Genomic DNA, 15,540 nt, shown 5'->3' on the forward strand with positions numbered 1-15,540 from the left:
GACCGATCGTTCGGTTCAATGGTGTGCCGGGGGTGCGCGGGGTGTCAAGCCTGTGGATAACTCCGGGGCGCTGGGCCCCGCGCGCGCTCATCGGTACCGTTCCGGGGCGTAAGGGCCGCGAGAAGCGCGGAGAGCGCGCGGCAGCGCGGCGCGCGCGGCCTGGGACCACGGGATCGGGGCGGGAATGGCGGAGACGGAGCGAACCGGGCAGAGGGAGAGGGGGGAGGGAACCGGCAGGCCGCTCTCGCTGCCCTCGCAGCTCGTCGTCGCGGTGGGCCTCGCGGTCACCGTGGCCGCCGTGGCCATCCACCTCGGGATGGCCTTCCTGAACGTCGCTCCGCCCAACACGGTCAGCAAGCAGCACGGCGCGGCGATAGACGACTACATATATCCGGAATTCGAACGGAACTGGAAGCTCTTCGCCCCCAACCCGCTCCAGCAGAACATCGACGTGCAGGCGCGCGCCGAGATCCGCACCCCCGAGGGCGGCACCACGACCACCGGATGGCGCGACCTGTCGGCCCAGGACGGCGCGGCCATCAGGCACAACCCGCTGCCCAGCCACACCCAGCAGAACCAGCTGCGCCGCGCCTGGGACTTCTACGTCCTCTCGCACGACGCCCAGGAGCGGCCGAACGGGCTGCGCGGACAGCTCTCCGGGCAGTACCTGCGACGGCTCGTGATGGACCGCCTGGGCCCGCGGCAGGACGGCGGCACGGTGCAGCGCGTACAGCTGCGCTCGGTCACCCGGCAGCTCGCCGCGCCGTCGTGGAGCGAGGAGAAGACCGACACCAGGCCCGTGCGGCGGGTCCTGCCCTGGTGGACGGTCACCGCGGACGACCTGCCGGAGGCGAAGCGCCGGTGACCATCCCCGCCCTCCCGCCGCACCCGCCCCTGCCCCCGCACCCGCCCCGCCCCACCGGGCCGCCGGCCGCGCCCCGCTCCAAGGCGGCCGCCCGAGTCGAGGCCGCCGTCATCCGGGCCCACGCCCGCGTCACAGGGGCGGCGCTCGGGCCGTACCAGACCGCCGTGGTGCGCATCGGCTTCTCCTTCACCTGGCTGCTGTTCCTGCTGCGTGAATGGCCCCACCGCCGGCGGCTGTACGGGCCCGACGGCCCGTGGAGCTGGCAGATGGCACACCAGCTCATCGAGGGCAACGGCGCCTTCAGCGCGCTGATGTGGTCCGACAGCGCCCTGTGGTTCGAGACCGTCTACGGCCTCGCCCTGCTCTCCAGCGCGCTGCTCCTGCTGGGCTGGCGCACCCGCACCATGTCCGTGCTGTTCATGCTCGGTGTGATCTCGCTCCAGAACCGCAGCATCTTCGTGGGGGACGGCGGCGACAACGTCATCCACCTGATGGCGATGTACCTGACGCTGACCCGGTGCGGACAGGTGTGGTCGCTGGACGCCCGCCGCGCGGCGCGGCGCGGCCCCGGGGCCCTGGCGACACGCGACACGACCGGGGTCGTGCTGTGGACGCTGACCGGGTCGGCCCTGCTCTGGGCGCAGCTGGGCACCGAGGCCCGGCTCGACTGGTCGGCCTACGGGCCCCTCCCCGGTGTCGGCTGGGCCACGGCCCTGTGGGGGCTGTGGGCGGTCCACGGCGCCTGGTGGCTGGCGCGGCGCCACGCCCCGGGCGAGCCGCGCGCCCTTCTGGACGTCCTCGCCAACATCGTGCACAACGGCGCGCTGGTGGTGATCATGGGTGAGGTCTGTCTGCTGTACGCCTCGGCCGGCTGGTACAAGGTCCAGGGCTCGCGCTGGCAGGACGGCACCGCGCTCTACTACCCGCTGCACCTGGAGTACTTCTCCCCCTGGCCCGCCCTGGCGGAGGCGCTCGCCGGCAGCGGCCTGCTGGTCATGGTGCTCACCTACGGCACGGTCATCGTGCAGGTCGCCTTCCCCTTCACGCTGCTGAACCGGCGGGTCAAGAACGTGATGCTCGTGGTGATGGTGCTGGAGCACCTCGGGATCGCGGTCCTGCTGGGGCTCCCCTTCTTCTCCCTGGCCATGATCGCGGCGGACGCCGTCTTCCTGCCGACCAACTTCCTGCGCTGGGTCGGTGGGCGGGCGGGCCGGATCCGCGCCCGGATCCGTGGCCGCCTTCCCGCCCGCTCGGCCCGGCTGCCGGGGCAGCGGGCGGGGGAGGGGGCCGCCGCCCGACCGTAGGCTGTGGGCATGAGTGACGACGAGGCCGCGGTGGCCGTGCGGCGGTGGCGCGAAGAGGCCGCCGACCAGGCCGTGCTGCTGGACGGCTTCCACGCGCTGAAACACGCGCTTCGCTTCGGGGCCCGGGTGCGGATCGCGGTCACCAGCGACAAGGCCGCCGCCCTCGCCCTCGCCGCCGAACTGGCCGAGGACCTGTCCGAGGTGATCGAGGAGCGGGTCGTCGAGGTGCCGGCGGAGACGCTGCGGGAGCTTGTGCCGAGGGTCCACCCGACGCGGGTGGCCGCGCTGGCGGACAGGCGAGGGCGGCAGCGGAACCTGGCGGAGCTGGCCGGGCCGGCCAGGCGGGCGCCGGTCGTGGTGCTGGACAACCCGCGCAACCTCGGGAACGTGGGGGCCGTGGTGCGGCTCGCCGCCGGCTTCGGGGCCACGGGGGTGGTCACCACCGGCGACATCGATCCCTGGCACCCGAACGCCGTCCGCTCGGGCGCGGGGCTCCACTACGCCACCGCCGTGGAGCGGCTGGCGAGCGACGACCTTCCGGCGGGGCCGCTGTACGCCCTGGACCCGGAGGGCGAGGACATCCGGTCCCTGGTCATCCCCGATGACGCGCTGCTCGCCTTCGGGTCCGAGCGCCACGGGATCTCGCCCGAGGTGCGGAAGAGGGCCACCTGGCTGGTGGCCCTCCCCATGCGTCCCCGGGTCTCCAGCTACAACCTGGCCACCAGCGTGGCCATGGCGCTGTTCCACTGGGGAGGGCCTGCCCAGGGGCCGGCGAGCGGCTGAGCGGGCGCCGCGTCCGGCCAAGCGCTACACGGGGCGGCGGACCTCCACCATGCGGAACCGGGAGGCCACGAACGCGCCGTCGCACAGGGTGGCGCTCGCCGAGGGATTGCCCCCGCTGCCGTGGAAGTCGGAGAAGGCCGCGGTCTGGTTGACGTAGACCCCGCCGGTCAGATTCAGCGACAGCTGGGCGCACTCCTCCAGGCAGGCGTCCTCGATCAGCCGCTCCGCGTCCGGGGAGGTGGTGTACGCCCCGACGGTCATCGCGCCCTTGTCCCGGATGGTGCGGCGCAGCAGGTCGACCGCCTCCGCGGTGGAGTCCACGGCCACGGCGAAGGAGACCGGGCCGAAGCACTCCGAGAGATAGGGCGCCTCCGCGTCGGCCGCCTCCCAGAACTTGCGGGCGCCGTCGGCCTTGACGAGCACCGGGGTGCGGACCGTGGCGTCGGGGAACTCGGGGTGGGTGACCGAACGGGAGGCCAGGGCGGTCGCGCCGAGGCCGGGGGCGGCCTCCAGCCGCTCCTTGACACCGGGGTTCACGATCGCTCCGAGCAGGGCGCTCGCCCGCGCGTCGTCGCCCAGCAGGCGCTCGACGGCGCCCGCCAGGTCGGCGACGACCTCGTCGTACGACTTGGGGCCGGCGTCCGTGTCGATGCCGTCCCGGGGGATCAGCAGGTTCTGCGGGGTGGTGCACATCTGGCCGCAGTACAGCGACAGGGAGAAGGCCAGGTTGTCCAGCATGCCCTTGTAGTCGTCGGTGGAGTCGATCACCACCGTGTTGACCCCCGCCTTCTCGGTGAAGACCTGGGCCTGGCGGGCGTGGGTCTCCAGCCAGTCGCCGAAGGCGGTGGAGCCCGTGTAGTCGATGACGCGGATCTCGGGGCGCACGGCGAGGACCTTGGCCAGGCCCTCGTCCGGCCGCTCGGCGGCCAGGGCCACCAGATTCGGGTCGAAGCCGGCCTCGCGCAGCACCTCGCGCGCCACCTTGACGGTCATGGCCAGCGGCAGCACGGCCCGCGGGTGGGGCTTGACCAGGACGGCGTTTCCCGTGGCGAGGGAGGCGAACAGGCCCGGGTAGCCATTCCACGTCGGGAAGGTGTTGCAGCCGATCACCAGGGCGATGCCGCGGGGCACGGGCGTGAAGGTCTTGCGCAGCCGCAGCGGGTCGCGCTTGCCCTGCGGCTTGGTCCACTCGGCATCGGCGGGGGTGCGGGTCTGCTCCGCGAAGGCATAGGCCACCGCCTCCAGGCCGCGGTCCTGCGCATGCGGCCCGCCGGCCTGGAACGCCATGAGATACGCCTGGCCGCTGGTGTGCATGACGGCATGGGCGAACTCATGCGACCGGGCGCTGATCCGGGCCAGGATCTCCAGGCAGACCATGGCGCGCGCCTCGGGGCCCGCGTCCCGCCAGGCGGGCATCCCGGCGCGCATCGCCGGGAGCAGCACCTCGATGTCCGGGTGCGGATACTCCACGCCGAGCTCGATGCCGTACGGCGAGGTCTCGGTGGCCGTCCAGCCGTCCGCGCCGGGCTGGTCCAGCTCGAAGCGCTCGCCGCGGAGCGCGTCGAAGGCCGCCTTGCCGTCGGCCGGGCTCAGGGTGGGCCGACCGCTCGCGTCGGGCTCTCCGTAAGCCTTCGGATGCTCGGGGTGCGGCGACCAGTACGCGCGGGTACGGATGGCCTCCAGGGCCTGGTCGAGGGTGGGGCGGTGCTGCTCGGTCAACTGCGCTGTGGTGAGTCCGGCGGTCACGACTGACCAACTCCTCGTCGAGCTGGGATTGAGCTGAGCTGGGAACGACGACAGAGTTAGAGTAACCGAACGATCGGTCGGGACAAGAGGGCCTGGCGCACCTGTGGATAACTTCGTCCGAGAGGATCAGCGGCATGAGCGCGATCGACCGGGGGATCGACCCCGCCGGCACCGTCGCCGTGGTCGGCACCGGCACCATGGGCCAGGGAATCGCGCAGGTCGCGCTGGTCGCCGGGCATCCCGTACGGCTCTATGACGCAGCCCCCGGCCGCGCCGCGCAGGCCGTCGACGGCATCGCCGCGCGCCTGGACAGGCTGGTCGACAAGGGCCGGCTCGAACCCGCCGCCCGGGACGCCGCCCTCGGCCGGCTCACCCCGGTCGCCGGGCTCGCCGGGCTGACGGACGCCGAGCTGGCGATCGAGGCCATCCTGGAAGACCTCGGGGCCAAGCAGCAGCTCTTCACCGCCCTCGAATCGGTCGTCTCCGACAGCTGTCTGCTCGCCACCAACACCTCCTCCCTGTCCGTCACCGCCGTCGCCGGCGCCCTACGGCGCCCCGGCCGCCTGCTGGGCCTGCACTTCTTCAACCCCGCGCCGCTGCTGCCGCTGGTCGAGGTGGTCCGCGGCTTCGCCACCGATGAGGCCGCCGCCGACCGGGCGTACGCCACCGTCGCGGCCTGGGGGAAGACCCCCGTGCGCTGCGCCGACACCCCCGGCTTCATCGTCAACCGGATCGCCCGCCCCTTCTACGCCGAGGCCCTCCGCGTCCACGAGGAAGGCGCCGCCGACCCGGCCACCATCGACGCCGTGCTGCGCGAGTGCGGCGGATTCGCGATGGGCCCCTTCGAACTGACCGACCTGATCGGTCAGGACGTCAACGAGGCCGTCACCCGGTCCGTGTGGGAGGCGATGTACCACGACCCGAAGTTCACCCCCTCCCTCGCCCAGCGGCGGCTCGTCGACGCCGGCCTGCACGGCCGCAAGTCGGGCCGCGGCTGGTACGACTACGCCGAGGGCGCGGCGCGCCCGGAGCCGCACACCGCCGAGCCCTGCCCGCCCCCCGGGAAGGTCGCGGTCCACGCGGGGCCGGGGCCGGCGGGGGAGCTGCCCAGGCTGATCGAGGAGGCGGGCATCACGGTCACCCGGGAGGATCCGGCCGCGGACGCCCCGCCCGGGGGCTGCATCGCCCTGCCCGACGGCACCCGCCTGACCCTCACCGACGGCTCGCCGGCCACCAGCGGCTCCCCGGCCCCCGGTATCCGGTTCGATCTGGCGCTGGACTACCGCACCGCCACCCGGATCGCCCTCGCCCCGGCCGACACCGTCTCCCCCGAGGCCCTGGCCTCCGCGATCGGGCTGTTCCAGGCGCTCGGGAAGAAGGTCAGCGTCATCCAGGACGTGCCCGGCATGATCGTGGCCCGCACGGTCGCGATGCTCGCCGACTTCGCCATGGACGCCGCCGCCCGCCGGGTGGCGAGCCCGCAGGACATCGACACCGCGATGCGGCTGGGCGTCAACTACCCGCGCGGCCCCCTGCGCTGGGCGGACGACCTCGGCGCCCGCTGGGTGCGTGACGTCCTGCTCGGTCTCCACCAGGCCTATCCCACCGGCCGCTACGCCCCCTCGCAGTCGCTGATGCGGCGTGCGGCCGCCGAAGAAAAGCTGCTCTAATCATGACCATGGCCAAGCGCGACACCTATACGCCCGAATCGCTGCTCGCGGTTGCCGTCGAGGTGTTCAACGAGCGCGGTTACGACGGCACGTCCATGGAGCACCTCTCGCGCGCCGCCGGGATCTCCAAGTCCTCGATCTACCACCACGTCAAGGGCAAGGAAGAGCTGCTGCGGCTGGCCATAAGCCGCGCCCTGGACGGGCTCTTCGGCATCCTCCGGGAGCCGGCCGCGCGGCAGGGGCGGGCGGTCGAGCGGCTGGAGCACGTGGTCCGGCGCACCGCCGAGGTGCTGATGGCGGAGCTGCCGTATGTCACCCTGCTGCTGCGCGTGCGGGGGAACACGGACACCGAGCGATGGGCCATGGCCCGGCGGCGGGAGTTCGACCACGAGGTCGCCGAGCTGCTCAAGCAGGCCGTGGCGGACGGGGACCTGCGGCCGGACGTGGACGCCCGGCTGGCGACCCGGCTGCTCTTCGGGATGATCAACTCGATCGTGGAGTGGTACCGGCCGGGCCGCGGCGGGGCCGCGACCTCGGACGAGGTGGCCGACGCCGTGGTCCGCACGGCCTTCGCGGGCCTGCGCACCTGACATCCACGGCTCGGGGCCCCTTCACGGCTCGGGGTCCCTCCCGGTGCGGGGCCCCTTCCCAGCTCGGGGCCCCTTCACAGCTCCGAGTCGAGGTCGGTCTCCTCGAAGACCAGCAGCGTCCGGGTGCTCAGCACCTCCGGTATGGCCTGGATGCGGGTGAGGACCAGCTCGCGCAGGGAGCGGTTGTCCTCGGTGTGGACCAGCAGCAGCACGTCGAAGTCCCCGCTGACCAGGGCGATGTGGGCGGCGCCCGGAAGCTGCCTGAGCTGCTCGCGGACCGTGCGCCACGAGTTCTGCACGATCTTCAAGGTGATGTACGCCGACGCGCCCTGCCCGGCCCGCTCCTGGTCCACCCGGGCGCTGAAGCCGCGGATCACCCCGTCGTCGATGAGCCGGTTGATACGGGCGTAGGCATTGGCCCGCGACACGTGCACCCGCTCGGCCACGGAGCGTATCGACGCGCGTCCGTCCGCCCGGAGCATGCGCAGGATGTCCCGGTCTATCGGGTCCAGGGGCCGCGCGGGGGGCCTGTCGCCCGGATTGGCCATCTGTTCGCCCCGCATACCGCCCCGCCTCCCCTTCATGGACGTCCTGGCGACATCCCATGCTCTGCTGAACCGTTTGTCCACAGGCTGAGGGCGCCTGTAGCCAAAATGCGTCAACGACCGAACAATCGGTAGGGAGGGGTGCGCCCGCCCCACCAGCTCTCTGCCCGCAGGAGGTCGTGCCATGACGGTCCTTGAGCAGCCCGGTGCCTATCGGCCCACTCCCCCGCCCGCCTGGCAGCCCCGTGTCGACGCCGCGCCGCTGCTGCCCGACGCGGAGCCGTACCGCCTGCTGGGCACCGACGCCGCGGCCGACATCGACCCCGCCCTGCTGACCCGGCTCTACGGCGAGCTGGTCCGCGGCCGCCGGTACAACGCGCAGGCCACCGCCCTGACCCGGCAGGGCAGGCTCGCCGTCTACCCCTCGTCCACCGGCCAGGAGGCCTGCCAGGTCGCCGCCGGGCTGGTCCTGCGCGAGCAGGACTGGCTCTTCCCCAGCTACCGCGACACCCTGGCCGCCGTCGTCCGCGGGATCGACCCGGTGGAGGCCCTCACCCTGCTGCGCGGCGACTGGCACTCCGGCTACGACCCGCGCGAGCACCGGGTGGCCCCGCTGTGCACCCCCCTGGCCACCCAGTTGCCGCATGCGGTCGGCCTGGCGCATGCCGCCCGCCTCAAGGGCGACGACGTGGTGGCGCTCGCCCTGGTCGGCGACGGCGGCACCAGCGAGGGCGACTTCCACGAGGCGCTCAACTTCGCGGCGGTCTGGCGGGCCCCCGTCGTCTTCCTCATCCAGAACAACGGCTTCGCGATCTCCGTCCCGCTCGCCAAGCAGACCGCCGCCCCCTCCCTCGCCCACAAGGCGGTCGGCTACGGCATGCCCGGCCGGCTGGTCGACGGCAATGACGCCGCGGCCGTGCACCAGGTTCTGGGCGAGGCCGTCCGCCGGGCCCGCGGGGGCGGCGGCCCCACCCTCGTCGAAGCCGTCACCTACCGCGTCGACGCCCACACCAACGCCGACGACGCCGGCCGCTACCGCTCGGACGCCGAGGTGGAGGCCTGGCGCGCGCACGACCCCATCACCCTGCTGGAGGAGGCGATGCGCGACCGCGGCCTGCTCGACGACCAGGTCGTGCGGACCGCGCGGGAGGCCGCCGAGCGGCTGGCCGCCGATCTGCGCGAGCGGATGCACCAGGACCCGGCCCTGGACCCGATGGACCTCTTCGCGCAGGTCTACGCCGAGCGGACCGGTCAGCTGCGCGAGCAGGCGGACTTCCTGCGCGCGGAGCTCGCCGCGGAGGAGGGCGAGCGATGACGACGACCGCGGTCAAGCCCGCCACCATGGCCCAGGCCCTGGGTCGCGCGTTGCGCGACGCGATGGCCGCCGACCCGGCCGTGCACGTCCTCGGCGAGGACGTGGGCACCCTGGGCGGCGTCTTCAGGATCACCGACGGACTCGCCAAGGAGTTCGGCGACGACCGCTGTACGGACACGCCGCTCGCGGAGGCGGGCATCCTCGGCACCGCCGTCGGCATGGCCATGTACGGGCTGCGGCCCGTCGTCGAGATGCAGTTCGACGCGTTCGCCTACCCGTCCTTCGAGCAGCTCGTCAGCCATGTCTCCCGGATGCGCAACCGCACCCGCGGCGCCCTGCCGATGCCCATCACCGTGCGGGTGCCCTACGGCGGCGGCATCGGCGGGGTGGAGCACCACAGCGACTCCTCCGAGGCCTACTACATGGCGACGCCCGGCCTCCATGTGGTCGCCCCGGCCACCGTCGCCGACGCGTACGGGCTGCTGCGCGCCGCCATCGCCTCCGACGACCCCGTCGTCTTCCTCGAACCCAAGCGGCTCTACTGGTCCAAGGCCGAATGGTCCCCCGACCACCCCGAGGAGGTCGCCCCCATCGGCCGCGCCGTGGTGCGGCGCCCGGCCACCGGCGGCCGGGCCGCCACCCTGATCTCGTACGGGCCCTCGGTGCCCGTCTGCCTGGAGGCCGCCGAGGCGGCCACGGCCGAGGGCTGGGACCTGGAGGTCATCGACCTGCGGTCGCTGGTGCCCTTCGACGACGAGACGGTCTGCGCCTCCGTCCGCCGGACCGGGCGAGCCGTGATCGTCCACGAGTCGACGGGCTTCGGCGGCCCCGGCGGGGAGATCGCCGCCCGGATCACCGAGCGCTGCTTCCACCACCTGGAGGCGCCGGTACTGCGCGTCGCCGGATTCGACATCCCCTACCCGCCGCCCATGCTGGAGCGGCACCACCTGCCCGGCGTGGACCGGGTGCTGGACGCGGTGGCCCGACTGCAGTGGGAGTCGGAGTGGACCGACGGGAGGGCGGTGTGATGGCCGAGGTGCGCGAGTTCACCCTGCCCGACCTGGGCGAGGGGCTCACCGGAGCGGAGATCGTGCGCTGGCTGGTGGAGGTCGGCGACGTGGTCGCGGTCGACCAGCCGGTCGTGGAGGTCGAGACGGCCAAGGCGATGGTGGACGTGCCCTGCCCGTACGGCGGGGTGGTGACCGCGCGCTTCGGTGAGGAGGGCACTGAACTGCCGGTCGGGGCGCCGCTGCTGACGGTCGCCGTCCCGGCCGCGGAGGGCGCGGCCCCGCTTGTCGAAGGGGACGGGGCCTCGGCAGCCGGGGGCGGGTCTCCCGCTGCCGGGGGCGGGCCCGCCGCGGTGGACGGCGGGTCCGGCAACGTGCTGGTCGGTTACGGCACCTCGGCCCCGGCCGCCCGCCGCCGCCGGGTGCGGCCGGTGCCGCCGACCACGGCCTCCGGCCCGGGGCAGGGTCTCGCCGACGGCATTGCCGGGGGCTCGGCCGGGGGCGCGCCGACGTCGGTGCGAGGCCAGGTCGCCGGGAGCGGTCCGGTCACCGCAAACAGTCCGGTCACCGGGAGCGGTCCGGTCGCCGGGAGCGGCTCGAACGACGCGAACGGCGCGAACAACGCGGTGGCCGGGCGCAGCCTGGCCGGCACGCGCCCCGTGCCCCCCGCGACGGCGTCCGCGGCCGGCCCGGTCGCCGTGATCTCGCCGCTCGTCCGGAGGCTGGCCCGCGAGCACGGGCTGGACCTGCGCGAGCTGCGGGGCTCCGGGCCCGACGGGCTGATCCTGCGCGCGGACGTCGAAGAGGCCGCGCGGGCCGCACAGGTCGCACAGGCCGTAGAGCCTGCGCGGCCCTCGCAGGGCGCCGCTGGTGCCGGGCGTGCGGACGCGCGGCCGGCCGAGGGGCAGCGCGTGGTGGTGCGCGGGGTGCGCGGCGCCGAGAAGCTGGCCCGCAGCAGGCGCGAGATCCCCGACGCGACCTGCTGGGTGGACGCCGACGCCACCGAGCTGCTGGCCGCCCGGGCGGCCATGAACACGGCGGGGCCCAAGATCTCCCTGCTCGCGATCCTGGCCCGTATCTGCACGGCGGCCCTCGCGCGCCACCCGGAGCTGAACGCCACCGTCAGCGAGGGCGAGATCACCCGCTGCTCCGACATCCACCTCGGCTTCGCCGCCCAGACCGACCGCGGCCTGGTGGTCCCCGTGGTGCGCGACGCGCACGCCCGGGACACGGCCGGGCTGTCCGCCGAGACGACCCGCCTGACCGAGGCCGCCCGCTCCGGCGCCCTCACCCCCGCCGAGCTGACCGGGGGCACCTTCACGCTCAACAACTACGGCGTCTTCGGGGTGGACGGCTCGACGCCGATCATCAACCACCCCGAGGCCGCGATGCTCGGCGTCGGGCGGATAGCGGCCAAACCGTGGGTGCACCAGGACCAACTGGCCATACGGCAGGTGGTGCAGCTCTCGCTCACCTTCGACCACCGGGTCTGCGACGGCGGCACCGCGGGCGGCTTCCTGCGCTATGTGGCCGACTGCGTGGAGCACCCGGCGGTCCTGCTGCGGTCGTTGTAGGGAGTGGTGGGCTGGTGGACCGCCGCGGCGGAATCCGTACCCGGAGGCCGTAGGCACCGACCGCGCCCGGCGGTCACGGGGCCATACTCATCAGGTGATGACGTATGACGCTGTGATCCTGGCCGGTGGCGCCGCCCGGCGGCTGGGCGGCGCCGACAAGCCGGCGCTGCGGGTGGGCGCCCGGCCGCTGCTGGACCGGGTGCTCGGCGCCTGCCGGGGCGCCGAGCGGACCGTCGTCGTCGGCCCGCGCAGACCGACCGCCCGCGCGGTGCGCTGGACCCGCGAGGAGCCCCCGGGTGGCGGGCCGGTCGCGGCCGTCGACGCCGGGGTGCGCCACACCACGGCGCCCGTCGTCCTGGTGCTCTCCGCGGATCTGCCGTTCCTCACGGACCGGACCGTGGGGGCGCTCGTCCAAGGCCTCGGGGAGGCCGAAGGGGTGCTGCTCACCGACTCCGACGGCCGGGAGCAGCCCCTGGTCGCGGCGTACCGGGCCGAGCCGCTGCGCCGGGAGCTCGCCCTGCTCGCGGCCGAGCACGGCGGCCTGGCCGGGCTGCCCCTGCGGCTGCTCACCGCCGAGCTGACGCTCGGCCGCCTGCACCACCCCACCGCCTCCTTCGACTGCGACACCTGGGAGGACATCACCACCGCACGCGCACGGATCAGGGAGCATGGACACGTGTTGGACGAATGGATCGCCGCAGTCAAGGCGGAGCTGGGCATCGACCTTGATGTCGACACCGCCGCCCTCCTCGACCTCGCCCGGGACGCCGCGCACGGCGTCGCCAGGCCCGCCGCGCCGCTGACCACCTTCCTCGTGGGCTACGCCGCCGCCCAGCAGGGAGGCGGTCCCGAGGCGCTGGCCGCCGCGACGGGCAAGGCGGCGGCGCTGGCGGCCCGGTGGGCCGAAGAGGCCGAGTCGGCGGGATGACGAACCGGGACCCTCGCGGGGGCGACGCGCTGGACCGCGAATTCGACGAGGCGCTGGCGCTGGCCAAGGACCCGGCATCGCAGGGCCGGACAGCCCAGGATTCCGCGTCGCAGGATCCGGCCCAGCGGCCTGGGTGGTCCTCCGGCGCCCCCGGCGCCCCCGGCGCCCCCGGCGCCTCCGGTGCCTCTGGTGCCCCCGGCCCGCGCGGGCCCCACCGCCACCGCCCCGCCACCCCCTGGCCCGACGCCCGCGCGATCGCGGCCCGCGCTCCCCGTAAATCCCGCCCGTCGCCCACCACCGCCACCCTCGACGGAACCCCCGTCGCCCGGCCGCTCCCCGAGGCCCTCGGCCATGTGCTGGCCGCCCCCCTCACCGCCCTCACCGACCTGCCGTCCTTCGACACCTCCGCCATGGACGGCTGGGCCCTCGCCGGCCCCGGCCCCTGGCGGCTCCCAGCCGCCGACCAGTCCGTGCTGGCCGGCCACGCCGAGGCCGACCCGCTCCCCGACGGCCACGCGATCCGCATCGCCACCGGCGCCCGCGTCCCGCCCGGCGCCACCGCCGTGCTGCGCACCGAGCACGGCGCGGCCACCGGCGGCTGGCTGTACGCCGCCCCCGCCCATCCGGTCAGCCCCGGCCAGGACATCCGGCCCCGCGGCCAGGAGTGCCGCAGCGGCGATCTGCTGCTCCCGGCGGGCGCCGTGATCACCCCCGTGATACTGGGTCTGGCCGCCGCCGCCGGGTACGACGAGCTGCCGACCATGGCCCGGCCGCGCGTCGAGATCCTCGTCCTCGGCGACGAGCTGCTGCGGCAGGGGCTCCCCCACGACGGCCGCATCCGCGACGCGCTCGGCCCGATGCTCGCCCCCTGGCTGCGCGCACTCGGCGCCGAGCCGCTGGCGACCCGCCGCCTGGCCGACGACGCCGAGGCGCTGTACGCGGCCGTGGCCGAGTCCCCCGCCGATGTCGTCCTGACCACCGGCGGCACGGCGGCCGGCCCGGTGGACCACGTCCATCCCACGCTGCGCCGGCTGGACGCCGAGCTGCTGGTCGACGGGGTGGCGGTGCGCCCCGGCCACCCGATGCTGCTGGCCCGACTGGCGCCCCACAAGCACCTGGTGGGCCTGCCGGGCAATCCGCTGGCCGCCGTCTCCGGCCTGCTGACCCTCGCCGAGCCGCTGCTGCGTACGCTGACGGGCCGGCCGGCGCCCGCGCCCTGCCCGGCCCCGCTGGCCGCCGCCGTCCACGGCCATCCGCGCGACACCCGCCTGGTCCCGGTGGTCTTCCGGGAGGACGAGGCGTTTCCGCTGCGCTTCAACGGCCCGGCCATGCTGCGCGGCGTCGCCGTCGCGGACGGCCTGGCCGTCATCCCGCCCGGCGGCGCGGAGCGGGGGACCGATGTGGAGGTGCTGGATCTGCCGTGGTCCACGGCCTGGCCCGGACCCCAGGAGTAGCCTCGCCGCCATGTATGCGATCACCATCCCCGAACCCGGCGGCCCCGACGCCCTCGTGTGGGCGGAGGTCCCCGATCCCGTGCCCGGCGAGGGCGAGGTCCTGGTCGAGGTCGTGGCCGGAGGCGTGAACCGAGCCGATCTGCTGCAGCGCCAGGGCCACTACCCCCCGCCTCCGGGCGCTTCCGACTACCCCGGCCTGGAGTGCTCGGGCCGCATCGCGGCGCTGGGCCCCGGCGTCAGCGGCTGGACGGTGGGCGACGAGGTGTGTGCGCTGCTCGCGGGCGGCGGATACGCCGAGAAGGTGGTGGTGCCCGCGGGGCAGCTGCTGCCCGTGCCGTCCGGCGTCGACCTGGTCACCGCGGCCGCCCTCCCCGAGGTGACCGCGACCGTGTGGTCGAACGTCTTCATGATCGCCCACCTCCGGCCGGGCGAGACCCTGCTGGCGCACGGCGGCTCCAGCGGCATCGGCACGATGGCGATCCAGCTCGCGAAGGCGGTCGGCGCGCGGGTCGCGGTCACGGCGGGCAGCGCGGAGAAGCTGGCGGCCTGCCGCGAGCTGGGCGCCGACATCCTGATCGACTACCACGAGCAGGACTTCGTCGAGGAGGTCCGCAGGGCCACCGACGGCGCGGGAGCGGACGTGATCCTGGACATCGTCGGCGCGAAGTACCTCGCCCGGAACGTGTCGGCGCTCGCCACCAACGGACGGCTGGCGATCATCGGCCTGCAGGGCGGGGCGAAGGCCGAGCTGAACCTCGGCGCGCTGCTGGCCAAGCGCGGCGCCGTGATGGCCACCAGCCTGCGCTCCCGCCCCCTCGCGGAGAAGGCGTCGATCGTCGCGGCGGTGCGCGAGCACGTCTGGCCCCTCGTCGAGAGCGGCCGGGTGCGCCCCATCGTGGACCGTACGGTTCCGATGTCCCAGGCCGCCGAGGCGCACCGCCTGCTCGAGGAGAGCGGACACGTCGGCAAGGTGCTGCTGACGGTCTGAGGCCGGAGGGCCGGATGGCCGGACGGCTGGACGGCCGGATGGCCCGAGGCCGGGTGGCCCGGGCGGATGCCTGAGACCGGATGGCCGGACGGCCGGGTGGCTCGGGTGGATGCCTGAGGCCGGATGGCGCAAGCCCCGGGCGGTCCCGGGTGCCGTGCCCATGCCGTCGTGTGACGCTGAATCCGTCACGCGACGGCTCGGCACGGGAGGGTGACGACCGTGAGACCCGCTCTTCGTACGCTGCGCACGCTGCCGGCGGTGCTGACGCTGACCGGTGTGGCGCTGCTGGCCGCGCCGGTGGCGCGCGCCGACGACGACGATCTGGCGGGGACCCGCGCCGGGGAGGGCCGGCCCCACCCCGGGCGCACCGAGGAGCCGGAGGTCGCACCGCCTCCGGGGTCCCTCCCGCCCGCGCCGTCGCGGCCTGGCGACGAGGACCCGGGGGAGCGGCAGGAGGAGCGGCGCGAGCGGGACCAGCGGCTTCCCGAGGCCGATCGCCCGTCGGGCGGCAGCGCCCAGCCGCAGCGGCCCGACCGCCCGCCGGCGCGGACGCCCGGCGAGACGCCGTCCGCGCAGCGCTCCCGGGACACCGGCGAGGCGTACGACGACGACGCGCTGGACGCCGGGCGGACCGAGGCGGCGCCCGGCGGGCGGGCGCTGCGCGTGCTGCCGCTGGGCACCGGTCTGGCCCTGATGGGGCTCGGCCTCGGGCTGGCGTTCTTCGGCCTGCGGCTGCGCCGCCGCTGAGGGCCTGCGGCTACGTGAGCGTTG

Annotated in this window: 14 protein-coding genes; 12 read left to right on the forward strand and 2 right to left on the reverse strand. The window is 74.7% G+C overall.

Annotation, left to right across the window (positions count from 1 at the left end; genetic code table 11):
* The first annotated feature begins 184 nt into the window (after positions 1 to 184).
* Genes BBH68_RS13515 through BBH68_RS13525 form a run of 3 tightly spaced genes read left to right on the forward strand, consistent with a single transcriptional unit; the run spans position 185 to position 2,952 of the window.
* The gene (locus BBH68_RS13515) at positions 185 to 865 is read left to right on the forward strand and encodes a DUF5819 family protein (RefSeq protein ID WP_065962088.1); all 681 of its coding nucleotides are present in this window, start codon (positions 185 to 187) and stop codon (positions 863 to 865) included.
* On the forward strand, positions 862 to 2,169 hold the full coding sequence (locus BBH68_RS13520; RefSeq protein WP_065962090.1) for an HTTM domain-containing protein: 1,308 nt from the start codon (positions 862 to 864) through the stop codon (positions 2,167 to 2,169). Before BBH68_RS13515 ends, BBH68_RS13520 begins: the two co-directional genes overlap by 4 nt.
* A gap of 9 nt (positions 2,170 to 2,178) precedes the next feature.
* Positions 2,179 to 2,952, forward strand: a complete 774-nt coding sequence (locus tag BBH68_RS13525) for a TrmH family RNA methyltransferase (protein WP_065962093.1) — start codon at positions 2,179 to 2,181, stop codon at positions 2,950 to 2,952.
* A gap of 24 nt (positions 2,953 to 2,976) precedes the next feature.
* Here the strand turns inward: BBH68_RS13525 and paaN are convergent, their stop codons facing one another.
* The gene (paaN, locus tag BBH68_RS13530; protein WP_065962095.1) at positions 2,977 to 4,698 is read right to left on the reverse strand and encodes a phenylacetic acid degradation protein PaaN; all 1,722 of its coding nucleotides are present in this window, start codon (positions 4,696 to 4,698) and stop codon (positions 2,977 to 2,979) included.
* Between the two features lie 134 nt (positions 4,699 to 4,832).
* Here paaN and BBH68_RS13535 point away from each other — a divergent pair, with 134 nt between their 5' ends.
* Positions 4,833 to 6,368, forward strand: coding sequence for a 3-hydroxyacyl-CoA dehydrogenase (locus BBH68_RS13535; protein WP_065962097.1), 1,536 nt, complete (start codon positions 4,833 to 4,835; stop codon positions 6,366 to 6,368).
* Positions 6,369 to 6,370: 2 nt separating this feature from the next.
* A complete protein-coding gene (locus tag BBH68_RS13540) occupies positions 6,371 to 6,958 on the forward strand; it encodes a TetR/AcrR family transcriptional regulator (protein ID WP_065962098.1) in 588 nt (195 codons plus the stop codon).
* 74 nt (positions 6,959 to 7,032) lie between these two features.
* Here BBH68_RS13540 and BBH68_RS13545 read toward each other — a convergent pair whose 3' ends face one another.
* Entirely contained in the window at positions 7,033 to 7,521 is a 489-nt protein-coding gene (locus BBH68_RS13545; protein ID WP_065962099.1) for an Lrp/AsnC family transcriptional regulator, read from the reverse strand.
* 166 nt (positions 7,522 to 7,687) lie between these two features.
* On the opposite strand from BBH68_RS13545, the gene pdhA reads away from it, so the two are divergent.
* The 7 genes from pdhA (at position 7,688) to BBH68_RS13580 (ending at position 15,516) form a co-directional block, all read left to right on the forward strand.
* On the forward strand, positions 7,688 to 8,818 hold the full coding sequence (pdhA, locus tag BBH68_RS13550) for a pyruvate dehydrogenase (acetyl-transferring) E1 component subunit alpha (protein WP_065962101.1): 1,131 nt from the start codon (positions 7,688 to 7,690) through the stop codon (positions 8,816 to 8,818).
* The gene (locus tag BBH68_RS13555) at positions 8,815 to 9,846 is read left to right on the forward strand and encodes an alpha-ketoacid dehydrogenase subunit beta (RefSeq protein WP_065962104.1); all 1,032 of its coding nucleotides are present in this window, start codon (positions 8,815 to 8,817) and stop codon (positions 9,844 to 9,846) included. Before pdhA ends, BBH68_RS13555 begins: the two co-directional genes overlap by 4 nt.
* Positions 9,846 to 11,399: a dihydrolipoamide acetyltransferase family protein gene (locus BBH68_RS13560; RefSeq protein ID WP_065962134.1), complete on the forward strand. Its 1,554-nt coding sequence runs from the start codon at positions 9,846 to 9,848 to the stop codon at positions 11,397 to 11,399. The genes BBH68_RS13555 and BBH68_RS13560 overlap by 1 nt, the downstream gene beginning before the upstream one ends.
* A gap of 97 nt (positions 11,400 to 11,496) precedes the next feature.
* Complete coding sequence (locus BBH68_RS13565; protein ID WP_065962106.1) at positions 11,497 to 12,327, forward strand: NTP transferase domain-containing protein; 831 nt, start codon at positions 11,497 to 11,499, stop codon at positions 12,325 to 12,327.
* On the forward strand, positions 12,324 to 13,781 hold the full coding sequence (locus tag BBH68_RS13570) for a molybdopterin molybdotransferase MoeA (protein WP_065962109.1): 1,458 nt from the start codon (positions 12,324 to 12,326) through the stop codon (positions 13,779 to 13,781). The genes BBH68_RS13565 and BBH68_RS13570 overlap by 4 nt, the downstream gene beginning before the upstream one ends.
* Before the next feature lie 10 nt (positions 13,782 to 13,791).
* Positions 13,792 to 14,769 (forward strand): NAD(P)H-quinone oxidoreductase, encoded by a 978-nt coding sequence (locus BBH68_RS13575; protein ID WP_065962112.1) that lies wholly within the window; start codon positions 13,792 to 13,794, stop codon positions 14,767 to 14,769.
* A 219-nt stretch (positions 14,770 to 14,988) separates the two neighbouring features.
* Positions 14,989 to 15,516 carry a hypothetical protein gene (locus BBH68_RS13580; protein WP_141712991.1) on the forward strand — a complete coding sequence of 176 codons (528 nt, stop codon included), beginning with the start codon at positions 14,989 to 14,991 and terminating at the stop codon, positions 15,514 to 15,516.
* Positions 15,517 to 15,540 lie beyond the last annotated feature (24 nt).

It is taken from the genome of Streptomyces sparsogenes (assembly GCF_001704635.1).
Lineage (GTDB): Bacteria > Actinomycetota > Actinomycetes > Streptomycetales > Streptomycetaceae > Streptomyces > Streptomyces sparsogenes.

Bases quoted from the DNA above. Each gene is read 5' to 3' on its own strand.
- BBH68_RS13560 (WP_065962134.1), top strand. From the start codon at position 9,846: ATGGCCGAGGTGCGCGAGTTCACCCTGCCCGACCTGGGCGAGGGGCTC.
- pdhA (WP_065962101.1), top strand. From the start codon at position 7,688: ATGACGGTCCTTGAGCAGCCCGGTGCCTATCGGCCCACTCCCCCGCCC.
- BBH68_RS13515 (WP_065962088.1), top strand. From the start codon at position 185: ATGGCGGAGACGGAGCGAACCGGGCAGAGGGAGAGGGGGGAGGGAACC.
- BBH68_RS13570 (WP_065962109.1), top strand. From the start codon at position 12,324: ATGACGAACCGGGACCCTCGCGGGGGCGACGCGCTGGACCGCGAATTC.
- BBH68_RS13525 (WP_065962093.1), top strand. From the start codon at position 2,179: ATGAGTGACGACGAGGCCGCGGTGGCCGTGCGGCGGTGGCGCGAAGAG.
- BBH68_RS13535 (WP_065962097.1), top strand. From the start codon at position 4,833: ATGAGCGCGATCGACCGGGGGATCGACCCCGCCGGCACCGTCGCCGTG.
- BBH68_RS13575 (WP_065962112.1), top strand. From the start codon at position 13,792: ATGTATGCGATCACCATCCCCGAACCCGGCGGCCCCGACGCCCTCGTG.
- BBH68_RS13540 (WP_065962098.1), top strand. From the start codon at position 6,371: ATGACCATGGCCAAGCGCGACACCTATACGCCCGAATCGCTGCTCGCG.
- BBH68_RS13565 (WP_065962106.1), top strand. From the start codon at position 11,497: ATGACGTATGACGCTGTGATCCTGGCCGGTGGCGCCGCCCGGCGGCTG.
- BBH68_RS13555 (WP_065962104.1), top strand. From the start codon at position 8,815: ATGACGACGACCGCGGTCAAGCCCGCCACCATGGCCCAGGCCCTGGGT.
- BBH68_RS13545 (WP_065962099.1), bottom strand. From the start codon at position 7,521: ATGCGGGGCGAACAGATGGCCAATCCGGGCGACAGGCCCCCCGCGCGG.